We start from the raw sequence: 17,424 nt of genomic DNA on the forward strand, positions 1-17,424 counted from the left end.
TTTTTACCGAATTTGTGCATCAAATAAATCTATTAGTGCTTGTTTAACAGCTTCAAAATGTTGATTAACTTCACCATCAGTCAACGTTGCTTGCCGATTTTGGAAAGTCAAACTATAGGCCAACGACTTATGTCCCGGAGCAATACCTTGACCGGCATAAACATCAAACAAATTAATATCAGTTAAATATTTACCAGCTGCTTTATTAATTGCCAACTCTACAGCTTCATTAGTAACGACCTCAGGCACAACTATCGCAATATCGCGACTAACAGCTGGATATTTACTAGCTTCGATATAAATTTCAGAAGCAACCGGTAAAGCCATAATTTGTTCTAGATTTAATTGAAATACGATTGTTGGAGCTAAACGTAACTGCTTAACTAAAGTCGGATGTAAAGTTCCAATAAACCCAACAGGTACTTCATTCATTAAAATCAAGGCAGTTTGACCAGGATGCAATTGTTTAATTGCGCTAGTTGATTGATACATAATTGAAGCATCCTTTTGGAAACTTTGCAATAATTGTTCAACATCACCCTTAACATCATAAAAGTTCACATCACGGCCCTTTTGATCCCAACTATCATTAACTACTTGGCCACTATATGCGCCAGCAATCATTTCAATTTCTTGTGGACGGACTGTTTGAACATCATTTTTCAAAAAAACGCGTCCTTGTTCAAATAAGGCAACATTAGTTTGTTTGCGCGCAGCATTGTAAGCTAAATTATCTAGCAAACCACTTACTAAATTAGTTCTTAAATATTCATGATCTTTAGTCATTGGCCAATCAACTCGTGTCAAAGCCATGTCTTTTACATTAAAAGCTCCAGCTTTATCTTTATTCGTCAACGAATAACTAATTGCCTCATCGTACCCCAAAGCCCGTAAAGTTTGACGACTACGTCGTAAAAACTTTTGGCGCGGTGTATAGCCACCAATCGTTGGCATACCTGCTGGCAAAGTACTAGGGATTTTATCAAAACCGTAGATTCTTGCTACTTCTTCAATTAAATCAGAATCAATAAAGATATCCCACCGCCGTAATGGGACTGTCACGATTAATTCTGCTGCTTGAACTTCAACACTGAAACCAAGACGTTCAAAGATGGCCACAATTTCTGATTGCGATATCTGTGTCCCTAAGACGTGATTAATATGATCAACAGTTATTTTGACCACTGTTGGCTGTAATTTCACTTGACTACCAACTACTTGCTCTTTCAAAACTGAACCACAAGCTAATTGTTGAACTAATTGTGCAGCCCTGTCCAATGCTTCTGCAACTGCTGACAAATCCACCCCTTTTTCAAAGCGTGCGGAAGCATCAGTCCGTAAATTATGCCGTTGAGCTGTCTTGCGGATTTTGGTCGGGTTAAAGACTGCTGCCTCTAAAACAATATTAGTTGTTTGCGGAGTAATTGAAGTTGCTAAACCGCCCATGACTCCAGCTAAACCAATTGCCTGTTCATCATTAGAAATAACAATGTCATCAGTTGTTAAATCATAGCTATTTTCATTTAAAGCTGTAAAAGTTTCTCCCTGTTCAGCTTGGCGAATCATCAATTTTTTTGAACCTAATTTATCATAATCATAGGCATGCAGTGGTTGACCATAATCAAGCATAATATAATTAGTAATATCTACAATATTATTAATTGGTTTAATTCCGTTGTTCCACAAATGAATCTGTAGCCAAAGTGGACTAGGCTTGATTTGGATATTTTGCACCAAACGGGTACGATAAATAGGCGCCAATTGATTATCAGTAACGTCAATACTTAATTTTTCTTGCGCAGTATTAGCTTCTTCTGTTAGTGCTGGTTTTTCAAAGTGTGGCTGTTCATCATACATTGCCGCTACTTCCCAAGCTGTACCGTGCATTCCTAAGGTATCAGCTCGATTAGGCGTAATATCAAAATCTAAAATAGTGTCGTCCATCCCTAAATAAGAATAAACTGGTTGACCAATCGGAATCTTTTCTTCATCAGGAAAAACGTAAATGCCGTTTTTAAATTCATCCGGAACAACTGCATCATCAAAACCAATTTCTTGAAGTGCGCATAACATGCCGTTTGATTCAACTCCACGAAATTTACCTTTTTTAATCTTTTCATTATTAGCAATTCTAGCTCCGGGTAAAGCTACGATTACAGTCTGACCAGCAGCAACGTTGGGAGCACCACAAACAATTTGGCTCAATTCATCAGCGCCCACATCAACTTGACAAATATTTAAATGATCAGCATCCGGGTGCTTTTTAATGCTCTTAACCCGACCGGTCACCAAATTTTTCAAACCAGCATCTGGTTTAATAATTTCATCAACTTCAATCCCGGTTACCGTTTCACGATCAGCTAATTGCTCGGGTGTTTCTGGTAAGTTGACGTATTGTGCCAACCAATTTGTTGAAATTTTCATTTATTTACTCCCCCTGAAATTGTTCTAAGAAACGAACATCATTTAGATAGAAATTACGAATATCATTAATCCCGTATTTCAGCATTGCAAAACGATCAGGTCCTAAACCAAAAGCAAAACCACCATAAACTTTGGAATCAACACCGGCATTTTCTAAAACATTAGGATGAACCATTCCGGCACCTAAAACTTCCACCCAGCCTGTATACTTGCAAACTTTACAGCCTTTACCACCACATGCAAAGCAAGAAACATCCACTTCAACTGATGGTTCCGTAAATGGAAAGTAACTAGGTCGCAGGCGAATTTGGCGTTCGGCTCCAAAAATATGTCGTGCCGTCAATTCTAGGGTTCCTTTTAAGTCAGCCATTGTCACATGCTTATCAATAACTAACCCTTCAATTTGATTAAATTGATGTGAATGCGTGGCGTCATCAGTATCGCGACGATATACCTTACCTGGACTAATCATCTTTAATGGTCCCTTAGAAAAATCATGTTTTTCCAGCGTTCGTGCCTGAACAGGTGATGTCTGTGTCCGCATTAAAATTTCATCTGTAATATAAAAAGTATCTTGCATATCGCGGGCTGGGTGATCTTTGGGCAAGTTCATCATCTCAAAGTTATAGTGATCTTCTTCGACTTCTGGACCATTCACTACTTCATAACCTAGACCAATAAATAGTGCTTCAATATCATCCATTACCTGATAAATAACATGCTTCGTTCCTACATGGCGTTGATGACCGGGTAATGTGACATCAATTTTTTCAGCAGCTAATTGATGTTCCGTCGCTTGACTTTCTAAACGTTCCTTAGCCTGATCTAACGCTTTTTGTAAATCATCACGTACACTATTAGCCAATGCTCCGACCTTTGGTCGTTGTTCAGCACTTAAATCCTTCATTCCCCGTAAAGCTTGGCTTAAAGGACCCTTCTTTCCCAAAAAATGAATTCTAATATCATTTAAGTGTTCAATTTTTTGAGCTTCATGAATTTGCTGTAAACCTTTTTGATGTAAATCATCTAATAAATCTTTTAAATCCATCGCAACCTTCTCCTCATCGTTAATTTACAAATAAAAAAGCCCCATCCCTAAAACAGGGACGAGGCTTCGCGGTACCACCCTAAATTGCTGTTATTAATGAACAACCACTTACTTATCAAATAACGCTGATAAATGACGTCTAGACTCCAGAGTGAATTCACACTATTCAAATTCAATTGTTCTCACTTTATCAATTGTCCCTGTCAATTTGAATTGTTTGGTGCTACTATTTTCTTTCATCGTCGTTAAAATCAGTTTAAAACTTTCATGCAAAAATTTCAATTAAATTTTATTAAAATTTCTTTAAATGTAACTTTTGACGCCAGAGCATTAGTTTAGGCCTTAATGCTTCTTGTAAAGCACATTGATCATCAACTAAATTAACAATCAAACTTTCGAGATATTTAGGCGGTTGTAAGGTTGCCCCAAACATATGCTTAACAATAATATCGGCTTCAATTGGTCGTAATTCGGTTAACTTCTGGGCATTATTTAACGCGACGTGGGCGTGAATATCAGCGTGATTACGAAAACTTAATTGCTGTGAATCCCAAGTATAATAAAACAAATCATGCATTAAACCTCCACGGGCTAATGCCCGTGTATCCAAATGTAATTTCTGACCAATCAAATAACTACGATAAGAAACACTAATCGAATGATCTAAACGATTAGAATAATGATGATGCTTTATTTGACTTAACTTTTGAATCTCTGGTTTTACTAACAAATCGGCTACCTGAGCCAAATATTCAGTATCAGTTTGCCAAGATAATTCTTTGCTCAAAAGTTTTCCTCCTTAAAGAGCGAGCCTATACATAATGATACCAGCAGCGACCGCCACATTCAATGATTCCGCCTGACCTAAAATTGGAATATACAAATTTTCATTAGTCATTGCCGCTAATTTGGGATTTAAACCGTGCGCTTCATTGCCCATAATGATTGCGAAGTCTGGTGGTGCTTGTACCAACTGGTAAGTTTGAGCTTGGTCATCAACTAGAGTTCCATAAACTTTTATCTGTGCAGCTTTTAAATCATTAACAGCTGCCATTAAATCCATAGTATAAATTGGTAAATGAAATTGACTTCCCTGCATTGATCGTTGCACCTTGGGAGCATAAACATCAACTGAATCAGGGCTTAAAATGACACCGTCAAAACCAGCTGCATCAGCCGTTCGGATCATTGTACCGACATTACCAGGATCTTGAACTTCATCTAATAATAACCACTTGCCCGCGGTTAAATTAATTGTTGCTTCGGGTTCAATGGCAACAACTGCAAAGATTCCTTGTGGAGTTACGATTTTAGTAATTGCTTGTGCTACTTCAGCAGTAATTTCAATCACTTGTTCAATATGATCACGTACTAAATGTTTAGGATCCCGATTTAAATAAGCAGTAGTTGCATAAATTTCCAAGAATGGAACTTGATTCCGTAATGCTTCATCAATTATATGTTCACCCTCTAATAGATACCGGTGTTGTTTTTGCCGACCACGATGACTTTGTAATTTTTTTAAATTTTTAATTTTACTATTTTGTACTGAACTAATATATTCCATAAAAATTCCCTTCTTAAAATCAATTCTATCATACCATTTTTTAGCAATTTTTTGAGGAATGCTTTTGGCTTCAACCACATTTTCCGCTATACTAGAGAAGTATTATCTAAAGAATAATGAAAGAGAAGGTTTGATTGTGGCAGAAAAACATTTTGCAGCTGATATTTATGGTCACGTTCAGGGGGTTGGCTTTCGCTATTCCACCTATACTGTTGCCGAAAAACAGCAAATTAAGGGCTTCGTTCAAAACTGTGCCGATGGTCATGTCCATTTAGAAGCACAAGGTTCTCTACTTAATTTGGAACATTTTATGAAAATTATGGAACAAAGCCCCAGCAAATTTGCCAAAATTGATCATATTGATTGGCAAGAAAAACCTCTAACCAATTATTCTAAATTTTTAATGATGTAGTTATGGAGAAATTTATGAAAAAAATAACCAAACGTTTAATTTTACTAGGCGGTTTATTGAGTCTGATTTTATTTATTACTGCCTGTTCGAGAACTGGTATTGGAAAAACACCGCAACCACCAACAAGTGGCCCTTACGGTTGGGTTTATCAAATTTTAGGTGTGCCCTTTCAACATTTAATGCTTTACGCTTCACAGACTATTGGCGGTAAAAATGGTTATGCGTGGGGAATTATCATTATTTCCTTTTTGGTACGTTTAATTCTATTACCACTCAGCTTAATTCAGCAAAAGAAATCAATTGTTCAGCAAGAAAAAATGAAGGGCATTCAACCTCAATTAAAACTCATTCAACAACAGCAAAAGCAAGCTACTAGTCAAGAACAACAAGCGCAAATTAGTCAATTGATGATGCAAGTTTATTCCAAAAATGGAATTAAATTAACTGGTGGTTTAGGGTGTTTGCCATTATTATTACAATTTCCAGTTTTTATTGCCATCTATCAAGCCGTACAATATTCACCAGAAATTTCTAAGGCTAATTTTTTAGGTGCACCTTTATCTAAACCTAGTTTAATTATTACGATTGTAGCGACCGTCTTTTACGTGATTCAAAGCTGGATGTCATTAAAAAATATGCCTCCTGAGCAAAAACAACAGATGAAAATGATGTTGTGGTTAAGTCCAGCTATGACTTTCTTTATTAGTATTGCTTCATCAGCTGCCTTAGGCTTGTATTTCTTAATCGGCGGAATTATCATTGTTCTGCAACAATTTATCAGTGATTACATTATCACCCCGAAAGTTCGTAAACAAGTTGATCAAGAATTAAAAGATAAGCCTATTGTAGAAGTTGTTACTCCAGAAACTTTTGCACAAACTAATGAGAATGAATCAACTACAATTGTTCACCAAAAACAGGCTCAAAGTCAGCAATTACATCAAAAAAATCGTCAACGTAATGCTGGTAAACAACATCGACAGTAAATGCACAACATCTTTTTACAGCTAAAATGCTTCTAATCATTAGAAATGTTGTCTAATGATTAGGAGCATTTTTTGATCAAGCATTTGACAGCAAAATTTTTTAAACAACTTTAAAGATATTTAACACCAAAAGATGAAACAACACTCAACTTATATCACAACACGATTTCCAAACTCATCTTTAGTGACATTATTAGTTGTTTAACTTTAATTAACTTATTAAATTAACTGTCAAAAGTACTTGCATTTAACTACAACTAATCACTTCAACCTACTTTCATCTTACAAAAAAAGCTCTTCAAATAACAAAAAGATTATTTGAAAAGCATTCATTTTTATTCTTCAATTAATTAAGCTTTTTCTTCTTAACCAGTGGCAAGTTAATCCGAAAAATGGTTCCTGAACCAACGGCACTTTCTGCCGTAATACTGCCTTTATACATTTCCACGATTTTTTTGGCAATTGACAATCCCAAACCATTACCACCACTTTCCCGAGAACGGGCTTTATCAACGCGATAAAAGCGATTAAAAATTCGGTGTAGATCTGTCTGTGTAATCCCAACGCCAAAATCTTGCACAGCAATATTGAGCATTCCGTCTTCTGTAGAAGCCGATAAATTAATTTCCTTACGCTCTTTAGAATACTTAACGGCATTATCCATTAAAATCACTAAAATCTGCATTAAATGATTACGATAAATCTGTACCATTGTATGATCAGGAACAGTATCATCAAAATCAATTTCAAAATCTGGATGTAACATCACAAAATCATTATAAGCTTGCTTAATCGTTTCGTTAGCTTCACTAACCTCATTGGTATAATTAACTTCAATTTGTTCAGCACGGGTTAAATCCAACATTTCCTGAATTAGTTTTTTCATCCGTGAAACTTCACTGACCGATGCATCAATTGATTCATTCAGAACTTGTGGATCATCTTTTCCCCAGCGCTGTAACATCTTCAAATGACCTTCAATCACTGCCACTGGCGTCCGCAATTCATGCGAAACATCTTCTACAAACTCTTTTTGTTGGTTTGTATATTCTTGCATACGGTCTAGCATATGATTAAAACGATCAACTAAATCAGTAATTTCATCATTGGACCGCTGCTTGGGAATCCGTGCCTGGGAATCAGGATCTTCGTTAATCTCATCAATCGTCCGATTAACTTGATTAATTCGCCGCACTAGTGGTTGCGTCAATACATAACCTAAGAACAAGCTTAATAATATAGCAAAAATAATCACAACAACCATCCAGCGATTTAATTCCCGAAAAGCACGATGATAGCCACGCAAGCCATCATTAATTTTGACATAGCCAATAACATTATGATTACGGTTAGAGCGAATAGGCACCGTTGTCTCAAGAAAACTTAGTTTACCAGGTACTTTTTTTAAAGTTATTTTGGTGGTTCCAGTAAAATTAGAATCAATATTGCCATCTTTAAATAAAACCAGACCATGCATATCATACAAAACTATGGCCAAATCACCACGCGCTAATTGCTTGGATAAACTATCATGATAGAACTTCTCTGGATTTTCAGCTACTAAATGACCATTAGCATCCCGTTCAACTGTTTTTTGATTGAGTCGTGGAGCCAAACGATTTTGAACTTGTTTTTTAGTTAGTGGACCTTGATAAACATTAAACCGACTATCCACTGCCGAAATCGTATCACGGACATTATTTTCTTCACTTCTTAATAAGGCTTGATTAACTGATGTGTAGATTAAAGTTGAAAAAAGTCCAAAAACTAAAAAGATCGCTAAACTTAAAAAACAAGTCCACTTGAATTGAATCGTAATCCGCCAAGTAGTTAGTTTTTGCTTCATGGCCGAACAACATATCCTGTCCCACGAACGGTCTGAATATAGCTTTCCTTATCTGGAACATCAATTTTATTACGAAGATAACGCACGTAAACATCAACAATATTAGTTTCACTTTGGGTTGATTCACTTCCCCAAACACTCTTTAATAATTGTTCACGGCTTAAAACTTTACCCATATTATTCAATAAAGTTAAGAACAAATCATATTCACGACGAGTTAATTCAATAACTTTTCCATCACGACTTAAGGTATGAGCTTCTTTATCCATAATTAAGTCACGATATTCAATTTTAGTAGAATGAGGTGCCATCTTTTGATCTTCAATGTCAATTCGGCGTAATAAGGCACGTAAACGCGCTAATAACTCTTCAATTGCAAATGGTTTAACAATATAGTCATCGGCACCATGATCTAAGCCAGAAACACGATCAATAATTGAGTCCCGAGCCGTCATCATAATAATAGGTGTACTTTTTTCTTGACGAATTCGACGACACACTTCTAGACCATTTAAAGTTGGCAACATCAAATCCAATAAAATTGCATCCCAGTCTTCACCTAAAGCCGCATCTAAACCTTTACGTCCATCTAATTCAACACGAGTATCATAACCTTCATGCTTTAATTCTAATTCCACAAAACGTGCTAAATTTTTCTCATCTTCAATTATTAATATTTTTGACATTCTAAAAACTCCAATTCTTAATCAAATTAATTTTTTTAAATCTAACTATCACTAGTGTATCACGTTTACTTAAGTTTAGTTAACAAACAGAAACTTAAAATATTTAGCCATTTCTATCAAAATTAAGCCAAACATTAGGAAAACTCGGCAATAAAATTACCGAGTTTTCTAACTTATCTCTATATTAATTACATTGTAATACTAAAGATTATTGTTCTTCATACCATGGATAATGGAAAATACCAGCCCGATCAACACGCTGATAAGTATGAGCTCCAAAATAATCTCTCTGTGCTTGTATCAAACTAGCAGGTAAAACTGCTGCGCGATAAGAATCATAATAAGCAATCGCGGCAGATAAAGCTGGAACCGGAATTCCTGCTTGCACTGCCCAAGCTACTACCTGGCGCGCAGAATCTTGATATTTAGCACAAATTTCCTTAAAGTAATCATCTAATAATAAGTTATCTAAATCAGGTTGAGTTTGATAAGCAGCCGTGATTTTTTGCAAAAATTGCGCCCGAATAATGCAACCTTCACGCCAAATATTAGCGATCTTACCATATTGTAAATTCCAATCATAATGCTCGGAAGCAGCTTTTAGCTGTGCAAATCCTTGAGCATAACTCATAATTTTACTGAAATACAAGGCCTCACGGATTTTTTCAGTAAAATCATCTGGAACTTTCACAGTCAATTTTGAGCCTGGTAATACCTTGCTGGCCTTTACTCGTTCATCTTTAAAAGTTGAGATGTAACGACCATAAACAGCTTCTGTAATTAAAGATTGGGGCACACCTAATTCCAAAGCACTTTGGGAGCTCCATTTACCAGTTCCCTTATTGCCAGCAGTATCTAAAATTAGGTCAATAATGGGCTGACCAGTACCTAAATCATCTACTTGCGTTAAAATTTCAGCCGTAATTTCAATCAAATAACTAGATAATTCGCCCTGATTCCATTCTTTAAAGATCGCAGCAGCTTGCTCAGGATTCAAATTTCCTAACTGACGCATCAAATTATAACTTTCAGCAATTAATTCCATATCGCCATATTCAATACCATTATGAACCATCTTCACATAGTGACCAGCACCATTAGGGCCGATATAAGTTACACAAGGTTGACCATCATCAGTTTTAGCAGCAATTTGTTCTAAAACTGGTGCTACTAAATCATAAGCATCTTTTTGTCCACCCGGCATGAGCGAAGGACCCTTGAGCGCACCTAACTCACCACCAGATGTTCCCATGCCAATAAAGTTAATCCCTGATTTATCCAAACGGGCATTACGAGCCATTGTATCCTCAAAAAAGGTATTACCGCCATCAATCAAAACATCGCCCTTATCTAATAAAGGCAATAATTCATCAATCACTGCATCAGTTGGTTTACCGGCCTTAACCATCATCACAATACGCCGCGGTTTTTCTAATGAGTTCACAAAATCTTCAACTGTAAAACTAGGCACTAAACTTTTGTCAGGGTGATCCTCAACAACCTGTTGTGTCTTGGAACCGGTTCGGTTATAAATTGCAACTGTATAACCTCGACTTTCAATATTTAAAGCTAGATTTTTGCCCATAACTGCCATTCCAATGACACCAATGGTTGGTTTATCCATCTCAATTTGCCTCCTAAATGATTAATTCCTCTTACATTACACTATCACAACTTCAGCTAATTGATAATCTTTAATTCTCATCATCATCAAAAAAGTTCTTCAATTTAGCTAGCTCTTCACTAGCTTCTAAATTAGGTGTCTTCTCTCGGTCATAATCAGCTTCTGAAATCACGGACCATTCTTCACCTTGAGGCATCTCTCCCGTCGCTTGCTCTTTAGGAGTAAGAACTTGCGTCGGAATATTTAACAATAAATTATCCTCAATTGCCTGTTGCAAATCTAAGGTTTGATCCGTCAAAGATATGATTAAGCCATACTGTTCATTTTGTTCAGTTGTAATTTGGTCATCAGTTAAATTAGTATAGGTTTCATGAAAAGTAAAATCAATTGGTAAATCAACTGGTTTTAAACTACGGGTTGAAGGATAAGTCATTGACCCTATCAGATGAAAATCGCCCAAAATGAATTGACCATCTAAACTAATCAAGCCTTGAATTTTAATCGGACTCACACTAATAATTTGTGAATCACGTTGCTTTAAATTAGCTGCTACATCAATTATTTGTTCTAACTTCAACGGTTGTTGGCGGTATTTTTCCAATTCACCAGTTTTAAAACTTAGCATTTTATCACCCCTAATCTGTTGCTCATTCAATTCAAATTAAACTAGTTTGCAGTTGGCATCATAACAAATTTCTCAAGTCAAACTTAATATTATTACTACTAAACTATTGAAACAAAAATTGTCATCAAAATCTAATCGGTTGCCGACCAAAATTTTGTTCAGTTAATCCCAGTAAAGTTAATAACCGATCTATTTGTACTTCGCGAGCCATAACTCCCGAACGATTGCCTAATTTTTGAGTTACTTTTGTAATTAAAGGATACTCAATTACTTTCTTCAGACTATGCAAATGTTGTTGTCCAACTGTATTGAAACCCAAAACTTGCAAATAAGGCTGTGCCAGCATTTGTTGCATTTGTGGCGTTGAAACATTCAACAAAGTATATAGGCATAACCGTCTTAAACGCGCAAAAGTAAATCTCTTACTTTTGATATGATATAAAAATTCTGTGAAATTTGAACTTTGATATATTTCCTGCTGTAGCTTATACTGCAAGCCCTCATTCATTTGATAAATTTGACCTAGTTGAACCAGATTAGTCGTCAATAACTGATATTTTAAATAAGGAAATAGTTGTTGCCAATTTAAAAATTTAGTTCCTAATAATTCAGGAACAAATTCAGGAACCGCAGTTTGAAAATTTTGATTGGTTAAAACTGCTTGCCGAATCGCGCTAGCACTAGAAAATTCCCCCGAAAAATCAGTTTGACCATGATCGGCTTGACCTTTTCTCGGCAGAGCAACCAATTGTACAGAATAATTTAAATCAGCAGCAGCTTGCGCGTAGGCTAAACCTAACATCTCATTGGGGTTAGTTAAATTAATTCCTAATTTTGTTCGTAAAATTTGGTTGAATTGGGTTGCATACGTGTTTCGATAATCTTTAAATTCCGGTTGTTTAGTAATAATTTGTGAAACACGCGAACCTAATTTTTGATAATCAAGGTGTGGCTTTTCCGTGCTAAAAACCAAATGTGAAACCTGTAATTGTTGACAAATTTTTAACGCTACTTGTGCAAATAAATTTGCGGGTTGCACTGCACCATAAAATGGCAATTCAACAACTAAATCTACCCCAGCCATCAATGCCATCTGGGTTCTACGCCACTTATCAACGAGCGCCGCTTCACCACGCTGGACAAAATTGCCCGACATTACAACCAGTAAAACATCTGGGTTTAACTGTCGGCGAATTTGCTGTAACTGCCACAAATGGCCGTTATGAAACGGATTATACTCTGCAATTACTCCACAGACCTTCATTTTGCTTGTAGTAGTGAAGAAATTTCCACCACAGGAGCTTTAGACCACAATTTTTCCAATTGATAAAATTCCCGTGTTTCTTGCGTAAAGATATGGACAATTACGTCACCTAAATCAATTAAAATCCAAGGTGAATTTTTTGAACCTTCAATTTGTTTAATAGTCACATTTTGAATTTCTTCTTGTTCAATTACTGCATCTACAATCGCATCAACTTGACGTTGACTATTAGCATCAGCAATCACAAAATAATCAGCTACTAAACTGACCTGCCGCATATCTAAAACTGTAATTTCATGCGCCCGTTTAGAATCAGCTGCTTGGACTGCAGTTTGCATTATTTCCTGACTATTCAAATTATCAACCTCTCTTGTTAGCTGCTACTACCCATTGGTTATAGCTATCAATCGTTTTCGGATAAATCTGTTGCTTTTGACTTAACAAAAATTGTAAAGTGTGTTCAATTTGATAACTAACACCGGCATCTAAATCCTGGTCGGTAATTTCACGTGCCTCTTGGACTCCTGTAAAATCGCGTCCGGATTCAGTGTAATCAGCCATAAAAACAATCTTATCTAGCGTCGTCATCTTAATCGCTGCGGTCGTATGCTTGCGAATAGCATTTAAAATTTCTTCATCATAAATGCCTAATTCTCGCTGTATAAAGTAAACACCGACTACGCCATGCCAAATTGCATTACCATAATTTAACAAATCAGGGTTTAAATGTTCATGTTTAATAACTTGGATAAAATCAGCATCACTACGCTCTTTGGCATAATCATGAATTAGACCCGCTACTTTAGCTTTAGTAACATCGCAATGGTTAAGCTGTGCTAATTCCACACAACGTTGACTTGTTCGCACGCAGTGCTCAAAACGATGAGATGATAGTTTAGCTTGCACCTTTTTCTTTAATTCTTCAAAATCATACTCAGTTGTTACGATCATTAAGATAAAGCCCCTTTTCTTCAATGTACTGTCGTACTAAGTCAGGCACAAAATATCGAATTGAGCCATGCGTTTGAATAGTCTGCCGCACCCAAGTTGAACTTACATCTGTTGTTGGCATATTAATCCAAATAATGGGATAAGGTGATTTTTTTTCATATCCCTTACGACAAACGCCAACAAACTGGACTAACTGAGCCAATTCATCGATCTTATGCCATTTAGGCAAATATTCGACCATATCACCACCAACAATAAAGTAATATTGATTTTGTGGATGCATCGTTGTTAATTGTTGCATCGTATCGTACGTATAGCTAATTCCACCACGCTGAGCTTCAATTAAACATAAGTCAAAATTACGATGGTCAATAATTGCGCGCCGAACCATTTCCACCCGATGTTCAATGGCAATTGCTGATTTTTCATCAACATGAGGAGGCTTAGCATCAGGAATAAATAGAATTTTATCCAAACCTAGTTGCTCAGAAACTTGATCAGCAATCATTAAATGTCCAATATGGGGCGGATTAAAAGTTCCACCCAAAATTCCGATGCGTTTTTTAACTGCATCATCAGCAACTTGGGCTTGTGGTTGAGTTAATGTTTGTCGAGTAGTTAATACTTGTACCATTGCTCTCACCTATCCCTTAATTTTTTCAACCTCTAGACTCAAATGACGATTCTTTTCTTGACGAGCAGGACGGTAAAAGACTGCAGTATGACCAATTTGTTGAATTAAATCAATTTGAACAATTTCTTGAGTAATTGTATGCACTACTGCTAAACGGTTAACAGGAGCCATTTGCAGCCAATTAATTTTGATTAATTCTTGAATTTCTAACTGCGCTTCTAACTGTTCCAAAAAGCCACTACTTAATCCATTTTTACCAATCTGTAAGCTTGACGTCAAGGATTGTGCTTGCTTTTTTAAAAATTTTAATTGTTTTTTATTTAACATTTCAAACTCCCATTAGTTAATTAAAGCGGGACGAACATGAACTTTAACGCCAGCTGGTAAATACGCTTTTAATTGCACATTGGCTGGTACACTAACAAAACCCAACCCTGAAAAGATAATATCATTAGGCACAGTTGTTTTGATTGAATGAGCTACTAAACTCAAAATTTCTTGTTTAGGCTGGGGATGAGCCAACAAGTCTTGGAGATGAGCTTGGTAAAATTGATCCGCATTAGCTAATTTTGTTCGGTGAACGTACAATTGATTATCTGCATAAACAGCAAAAGAACCCGGTTCACCACTAATAAAATCTAACCGTCCTAAACCACTTAAAAAGAGAGTTTGTTGTGGTTTTAATTGAAAAACTTTTGGATGAAGTTCATGTTGTGGTGTCAAAAATTTCAAGTCTTGATCAACTAATAAGTTAGCAATCTGATTATCATGAATAATTCCTGGTGTATCAACTAAATAACCCCCACCAGCTAATGGAATTCGAATCTCATTTAACGTCGTTCCTGGATAATTAGAAGTAGTAATTAAATTCTTTAATTCACTATTAGCTTGTAAAATGGCGTTAATTAAGGTTGATTTACCAACATTAGTTGAACCAATCACGTAAACATCTCGTCCTTGACGCAAGTGATCAATTTGTGTCATTAATTGATCAATTTGTGTTAATTTACGAGCACTAACCAATTGTGTCCCTACAGGATGTAAGCCCATTTGTTTAACTTGCTGTTGCAGCCAATTGACTAATTTATTACGATTATAAGAATTAGGAATTAAGTCAATTTTATTGCCAACAATCAAGACTGGATTATTTTTAATAAAAGATTTTAAATTATTAACAATACTACCTGAAAAATTAAAAATATCTACAACATAGATTACCAAAGCGTCTTTACGGCCGATGTTTTTCAATAACTTTTGAAAAGCAACATTATCCAAGGGCACCTGTGCCACTTCATTATAGTGTCGTAAGCGAAAACACCTTTGACAATATAAGTCTTGAGCATCTAAATCTTGCAATGCTTTATCTAACGCTGACTGCGGAACATAACCCATTGCTGTCTGATCATCACTTTGTAATTTAGCACCACAACCAATACAAAAAAGTTCAGTTTTATTCATATAAATGTTTCCTCCAACGTAAACGAGGATATAAAAGATGGTTAATTTTTAACAGTGGGCGTTCCAACATCCGATTAACACGCGTCTTTTTAGAATCAGTCTTAACCAAGGGCTGAACTAGAATCGTTTTTAAACCAGCTAAATTACCCGCTAACACGTCAGTCATTAATTGATCCCCTACCATTACCATTTGGGGCGTAGAATGTGGATTAGCTTGAACAAATCTTTTCAAAATAAAAGGCAATGGTTTAAGTGCTCGAGCTACGACCTGAACTGGTAGGCCAGCAACAGCTCGCTGCACCCGCTCCTCACTATTATTAGAAACAATCACTAATTGAATATTAGACTGATTTAAGGACTTTATCCATTGCGTTAACTGCTCAGTTTGGCGATCCTTTTGGTTCCAAGGAATCAACGTATTATCTAAATCTGACAAAATAACTTTAATTCCTGCCTGCGCAAATTCACTCGGTGCAATTTTAGTAATCTGTTCAACCATAAAAGTTGGCTTGAAAATTCCCAGAATGTTCACTCCCTACAATTTTCAGAAAAAAATGAGATCAAACAAGTAGATAAATTAAAAACTGCCTGAACATAGTGGATCAGAATAATAAATTTAATAACCATTAATTCAAACGTACCTATAACAGAAGCCTCATTCAGGAGCCGAAGAAGATTATTCTAGCCTCTAATTTAAATATCTCAAGTTAATCTCAGATTTATTGTCTATTGCGTAAAAACACGCAACTAGCTAGGCTAGTTACGTGCTTATTTTAACGCATCTTTAGCTAAATCAACTAACTTCTTAAAAGCACGTTGATCGTTAACTGCTAGGTCAGCCAACATCTTGCGGTTAATATCAACCTGAGCTAATTTCAAACCATGCATTAATTTGCTATAGCTCAAATCATGCATCCGGGCACCGGCATTAATCCGTGCAATCCACAATTTACGATAATTGCGTTTAACTTGCTTCCGATCACGAAAAGCATAGTGATAAGAATTAAATAATTGAGTTGAAGCTGCTTTAAATTGAATATGTTTAGAACCGCGATAACCCTTGGCTAATTTAAGAACTTTCTTACGGCGCTTACGAGTTACTGTTCCACCTTTTACACGTGGCATAAAGATTCCTCCTAAAAATTATTAAACTAAATCATGTTTACTTGTAGGTAGTCAACATTTGTTTGATTCGTTTCATATCGCTAGCACTAACCATTGCTGATTTTGCTAATTGGCGACGTTGTTTCTTAGTTTTTCCATGAAAACGGTGACTAGTATAAGCATGGCTACGTTTCAAGCCACCATTAGCAGTAAATTTAAACCGTTTTGCTGATGCACGATGTGTTTTTTGCTTAGGCATAATAAAGTCCTCCTATATTAATTCTTCTTTTTATCATTAATTGGTGCAAGCATTAAGAACATACTGCGACCGTCCATTTTTGGACGTGTAATAACCGTTGCCACATCTTTAGCAGCTTCAGCCATCCGTTCCAAAACATCCCGACCGATTTCTTTATGAGTGATAGCTCGACCACGGAAGCGAATCGAAATCTTAACTTTAGAACCCTTTTCAAGAAACTTACGAGCATTTTTCAGCTTGGTATCAAAGTCGTTTTGCTCAATTGTTGGACTTAAACGAATTTCCTTGATACTGACAGTTTTTTGTTTTTTACGCGATTCCCGGTTTTTCTTCTGTAATTCAAACCGATATTTGCCATAATCCATAATTCTAGCTACTGGAGGCTTAGCATTGGGTGATACCAATACCAAGTCCAAATCTGCCTGTTCAGCTAAACGCATTGCTTCCTGTTTAGTCTTAACACCTAATTGTTCTCCATTAACTGAAATTACACGCAACTCACGTGAACGAATGCGATCATTCACGATCATATTGTT

At 36.1% G+C, this 17,424-nt stretch carries 20 protein-coding genes and 1 other annotated feature; of the genes, 2 read left to right on the top strand and 18 right to left on the bottom strand.

Annotated features, from left to right (window positions below):
* Nucleotides 1-3: 3 nt before the first annotated feature.
* The 4 genes from pheT to AC3B7A_RS01485 all read right to left on the bottom strand — a co-directional run bounded on the left by pheT (nucleotide 4) and on the right by AC3B7A_RS01485 (nucleotide 5,039).
* Nucleotides 4-2,424 (bottom strand): phenylalanine--tRNA ligase subunit beta, encoded by a 2,421-nt coding sequence (gene pheT, locus AC3B7A_RS01470; RefSeq protein ID WP_489755986.1) that lies wholly within the window; start codon nucleotides 2,422-2,424, stop codon nucleotides 4-6.
* Between the two features lie 4 nt (nucleotides 2,425-2,428).
* On the bottom strand, nucleotides 2,429-3,472 hold the full coding sequence (gene pheS / locus AC3B7A_RS01475) for a phenylalanine--tRNA ligase subunit alpha (RefSeq protein WP_489755987.1): 1,044 nt from the start codon (nucleotides 3,470-3,472) through the stop codon (nucleotides 2,429-2,431).
* Nucleotides 3,473-3,523: 51 nt separating this feature from the next.
* Nucleotides 3,524-3,721: a binding site (T-box leader), on the bottom strand.
* A gap of 43 nt (nucleotides 3,722-3,764) precedes the next feature.
* A complete protein-coding gene (locus AC3B7A_RS01480) occupies nucleotides 3,765-4,259 on the bottom strand; it encodes an HD domain-containing protein (protein WP_489755988.1) in 495 nt (164 codons plus the stop codon).
* Between the two features lie 12 nt (nucleotides 4,260-4,271).
* Nucleotides 4,272-5,039: a TrmH family RNA methyltransferase gene (locus tag AC3B7A_RS01485; RefSeq protein WP_489755989.1), complete on the bottom strand. Its 768-nt coding sequence runs from the start codon at nucleotides 5,037-5,039 to the stop codon at nucleotides 4,272-4,274.
* Nucleotides 5,040-5,175: 136 nt separating this feature from the next.
* Here AC3B7A_RS01485 and AC3B7A_RS01490 point away from each other — a divergent pair, with 136 nt between their 5' ends.
* A complete protein-coding gene (locus AC3B7A_RS01490; RefSeq protein WP_489755990.1) occupies nucleotides 5,176-5,451 on the top strand; it encodes an acylphosphatase in 276 nt (91 codons plus the stop codon).
* Between the two features lie 14 nt (nucleotides 5,452-5,465).
* On the top strand, nucleotides 5,466-6,437 hold the full coding sequence (gene yidC, locus AC3B7A_RS01495; RefSeq protein WP_489755991.1) for a membrane protein insertase YidC: 972 nt from the start codon (nucleotides 5,466-5,468) through the stop codon (nucleotides 6,435-6,437).
* A 346-nt stretch (nucleotides 6,438-6,783) separates the two neighbouring features.
* Here yidC and AC3B7A_RS01500 read toward each other — a convergent pair whose 3' ends face one another.
* The 14 genes from AC3B7A_RS01500 to infC all read right to left on the bottom strand — a co-directional run bounded on the left by AC3B7A_RS01500 (nucleotide 6,784) and on the right by infC (nucleotide 17,418).
* Nucleotides 6,784-8,283 carry a HAMP domain-containing sensor histidine kinase gene (locus AC3B7A_RS01500; RefSeq protein WP_489755992.1) on the bottom strand — a complete coding sequence of 500 codons (1,500 nt, stop codon included), beginning with the start codon at nucleotides 8,281-8,283 and terminating at the stop codon, nucleotides 6,784-6,786.
* Complete coding sequence (locus AC3B7A_RS01505) at nucleotides 8,280-8,969, bottom strand: response regulator transcription factor (RefSeq protein WP_489755993.1); 690 nt, start codon at nucleotides 8,967-8,969, stop codon at nucleotides 8,280-8,282. The genes AC3B7A_RS01500 and AC3B7A_RS01505 overlap by 4 nt, the downstream gene beginning before the upstream one ends.
* 208 nt (nucleotides 8,970-9,177) lie before the next feature.
* Complete coding sequence (gene gndA, locus AC3B7A_RS01510) at nucleotides 9,178-10,593, bottom strand: NADP-dependent phosphogluconate dehydrogenase (protein ID WP_489755994.1); 1,416 nt, start codon at nucleotides 10,591-10,593, stop codon at nucleotides 9,178-9,180.
* Between the two features lie 70 nt (nucleotides 10,594-10,663).
* Nucleotides 10,664-11,218, bottom strand: coding sequence for a DUF177 domain-containing protein (locus AC3B7A_RS01515; RefSeq protein ID WP_489755995.1), 555 nt, complete (start codon nucleotides 11,216-11,218; stop codon nucleotides 10,664-10,666).
* A gap of 124 nt (nucleotides 11,219-11,342) precedes the next feature.
* Nucleotides 11,343-12,482, bottom strand: a complete 1,140-nt coding sequence (locus AC3B7A_RS01520) for a nucleotidyltransferase (RefSeq protein WP_489755996.1) — start codon at nucleotides 12,480-12,482, stop codon at nucleotides 11,343-11,345.
* A complete protein-coding gene (gene rsfS / locus AC3B7A_RS01525) occupies nucleotides 12,479-12,838 on the bottom strand; it encodes a ribosome silencing factor (RefSeq protein WP_489755997.1) in 360 nt (119 codons plus the stop codon). The genes AC3B7A_RS01520 and rsfS overlap by 4 nt, the downstream gene beginning before the upstream one ends.
* A gap of 4 nt (nucleotides 12,839-12,842) precedes the next feature.
* A complete protein-coding gene (gene yqeK, locus AC3B7A_RS01530) occupies nucleotides 12,843-13,433 on the bottom strand; it encodes a bis(5'-nucleosyl)-tetraphosphatase (symmetrical) YqeK (protein ID WP_489755998.1) in 591 nt (196 codons plus the stop codon).
* Nucleotides 13,417-14,067 carry a nicotinate-nucleotide adenylyltransferase gene (locus AC3B7A_RS01535; protein WP_489755999.1) on the bottom strand — a complete coding sequence of 217 codons (651 nt, stop codon included), beginning with the start codon at nucleotides 14,065-14,067 and terminating at the stop codon, nucleotides 13,417-13,419. The genes yqeK and AC3B7A_RS01535 overlap by 17 nt, the downstream gene beginning before the upstream one ends.
* A 9-nt stretch (nucleotides 14,068-14,076) precedes the next feature.
* Complete coding sequence (locus tag AC3B7A_RS01540; RefSeq protein ID WP_489756000.1) at nucleotides 14,077-14,394, bottom strand: YhbY family RNA-binding protein; 318 nt, start codon at nucleotides 14,392-14,394, stop codon at nucleotides 14,077-14,079.
* Between the two features lie 12 nt (nucleotides 14,395-14,406).
* Nucleotides 14,407-15,525 carry a ribosome biogenesis GTPase YqeH gene (yqeH, locus tag AC3B7A_RS01545; protein WP_489756001.1) on the bottom strand — a complete coding sequence of 373 codons (1,119 nt, stop codon included), beginning with the start codon at nucleotides 15,523-15,525 and terminating at the stop codon, nucleotides 14,407-14,409.
* Entirely contained in the window at nucleotides 15,518-16,057 is a 540-nt protein-coding gene (locus tag AC3B7A_RS01550; protein WP_489756002.1) for a YqeG family HAD IIIA-type phosphatase, read from the bottom strand. Before AC3B7A_RS01550 ends, yqeH begins: the two co-directional genes overlap by 8 nt.
* A 236-nt stretch (nucleotides 16,058-16,293) precedes the next feature.
* Nucleotides 16,294-16,650, bottom strand: a complete 357-nt coding sequence (gene rplT / locus AC3B7A_RS01555) for a 50S ribosomal protein L20 (protein WP_489756003.1) — start codon at nucleotides 16,648-16,650, stop codon at nucleotides 16,294-16,296.
* A gap of 37 nt (nucleotides 16,651-16,687) precedes the next feature.
* Nucleotides 16,688-16,888, bottom strand: coding sequence for a 50S ribosomal protein L35 (rpmI, locus tag AC3B7A_RS01560; protein ID WP_489756004.1), 201 nt, complete (start codon nucleotides 16,886-16,888; stop codon nucleotides 16,688-16,690).
* Nucleotides 16,889-16,905: 17 nt separating this feature from the next.
* Nucleotides 16,906-17,418: a translation initiation factor IF-3 gene (gene infC / locus AC3B7A_RS01565; protein WP_489756005.1), complete on the bottom strand. Its 513-nt coding sequence runs from the start codon at nucleotides 17,416-17,418 to the stop codon at nucleotides 16,906-16,908.
* Nucleotides 17,419-17,424 lie beyond the last annotated feature (6 nt).

It is taken from the genome of Bombilactobacillus sp. ESL1202 (assembly GCF_058107125.1).

Coding starts and splice junctions, on each gene's coding strand:
- pheT (WP_489755986.1), bottom strand. CDS start 2,424: ATGAAAATTTCAACAAATTGGTTGGCACAATACGTCAACTTACCAGAA.
- pheS (WP_489755987.1), bottom strand. CDS start 3,472: ATGGATTTAAAAGATTTATTAGATGATTTACATCAAAAAGGTTTACAG.
- AC3B7A_RS01485 (WP_489755989.1), bottom strand. CDS start 5,039: ATGGAATATATTAGTTCAGTACAAAATAGTAAAATTAAAAATTTAAAA.
- yidC (WP_489755991.1), top strand. CDS start 5,466: ATGAAAAAAATAACCAAACGTTTAATTTTACTAGGCGGTTTATTGAGT.
- AC3B7A_RS01500 (WP_489755992.1), bottom strand. CDS start 8,283: ATGAAGCAAAAACTAACTACTTGGCGGATTACGATTCAATTCAAGTGG.
- AC3B7A_RS01505 (WP_489755993.1), bottom strand. CDS start 8,969: ATGTCAAAAATATTAATAATTGAAGATGAGAAAAATTTAGCACGTTTT.
- gndA (WP_489755994.1), bottom strand. CDS start 10,593: ATGGATAAACCAACCATTGGTGTCATTGGAATGGCAGTTATGGGCAAA.
- AC3B7A_RS01515 (WP_489755995.1), bottom strand. CDS start 11,218: ATGCTAAGTTTTAAAACTGGTGAATTGGAAAAATACCGCCAACAACCG.
- AC3B7A_RS01520 (WP_489755996.1), bottom strand. CDS start 12,482: ATGAAGGTCTGTGGAGTAATTGCAGAGTATAATCCGTTTCATAACGGC.
- yqeK (WP_489755998.1), bottom strand. CDS start 13,433: ATGATCGTAACAACTGAGTATGATTTTGAAGAATTAAAGAAAAAGGTG.
- AC3B7A_RS01535 (WP_489755999.1), bottom strand. CDS start 14,067: ATGGTACAAGTATTAACTACTCGACAAACATTAACTCAACCACAAGCC.
- AC3B7A_RS01540 (WP_489756000.1), bottom strand. CDS start 14,394: ATGTTAAATAAAAAACAATTAAAATTTTTAAAAAAGCAAGCACAATCC.
- yqeH (WP_489756001.1), bottom strand. CDS start 15,525: ATGAATAAAACTGAACTTTTTTGTATTGGTTGTGGTGCTAAATTACAA.
- rplT (WP_489756003.1), bottom strand. CDS start 16,650: ATGCCACGTGTAAAAGGTGGAACAGTAACTCGTAAGCGCCGTAAGAAA.
- rpmI (WP_489756004.1), bottom strand. CDS start 16,888: ATGCCTAAGCAAAAAACACATCGTGCATCAGCAAAACGGTTTAAATTT.
- infC (WP_489756005.1), bottom strand. CDS start 17,418: ATGATCGTGAATGATCGCATTCGTTCACGTGAGTTGCGTGTAATTTCA.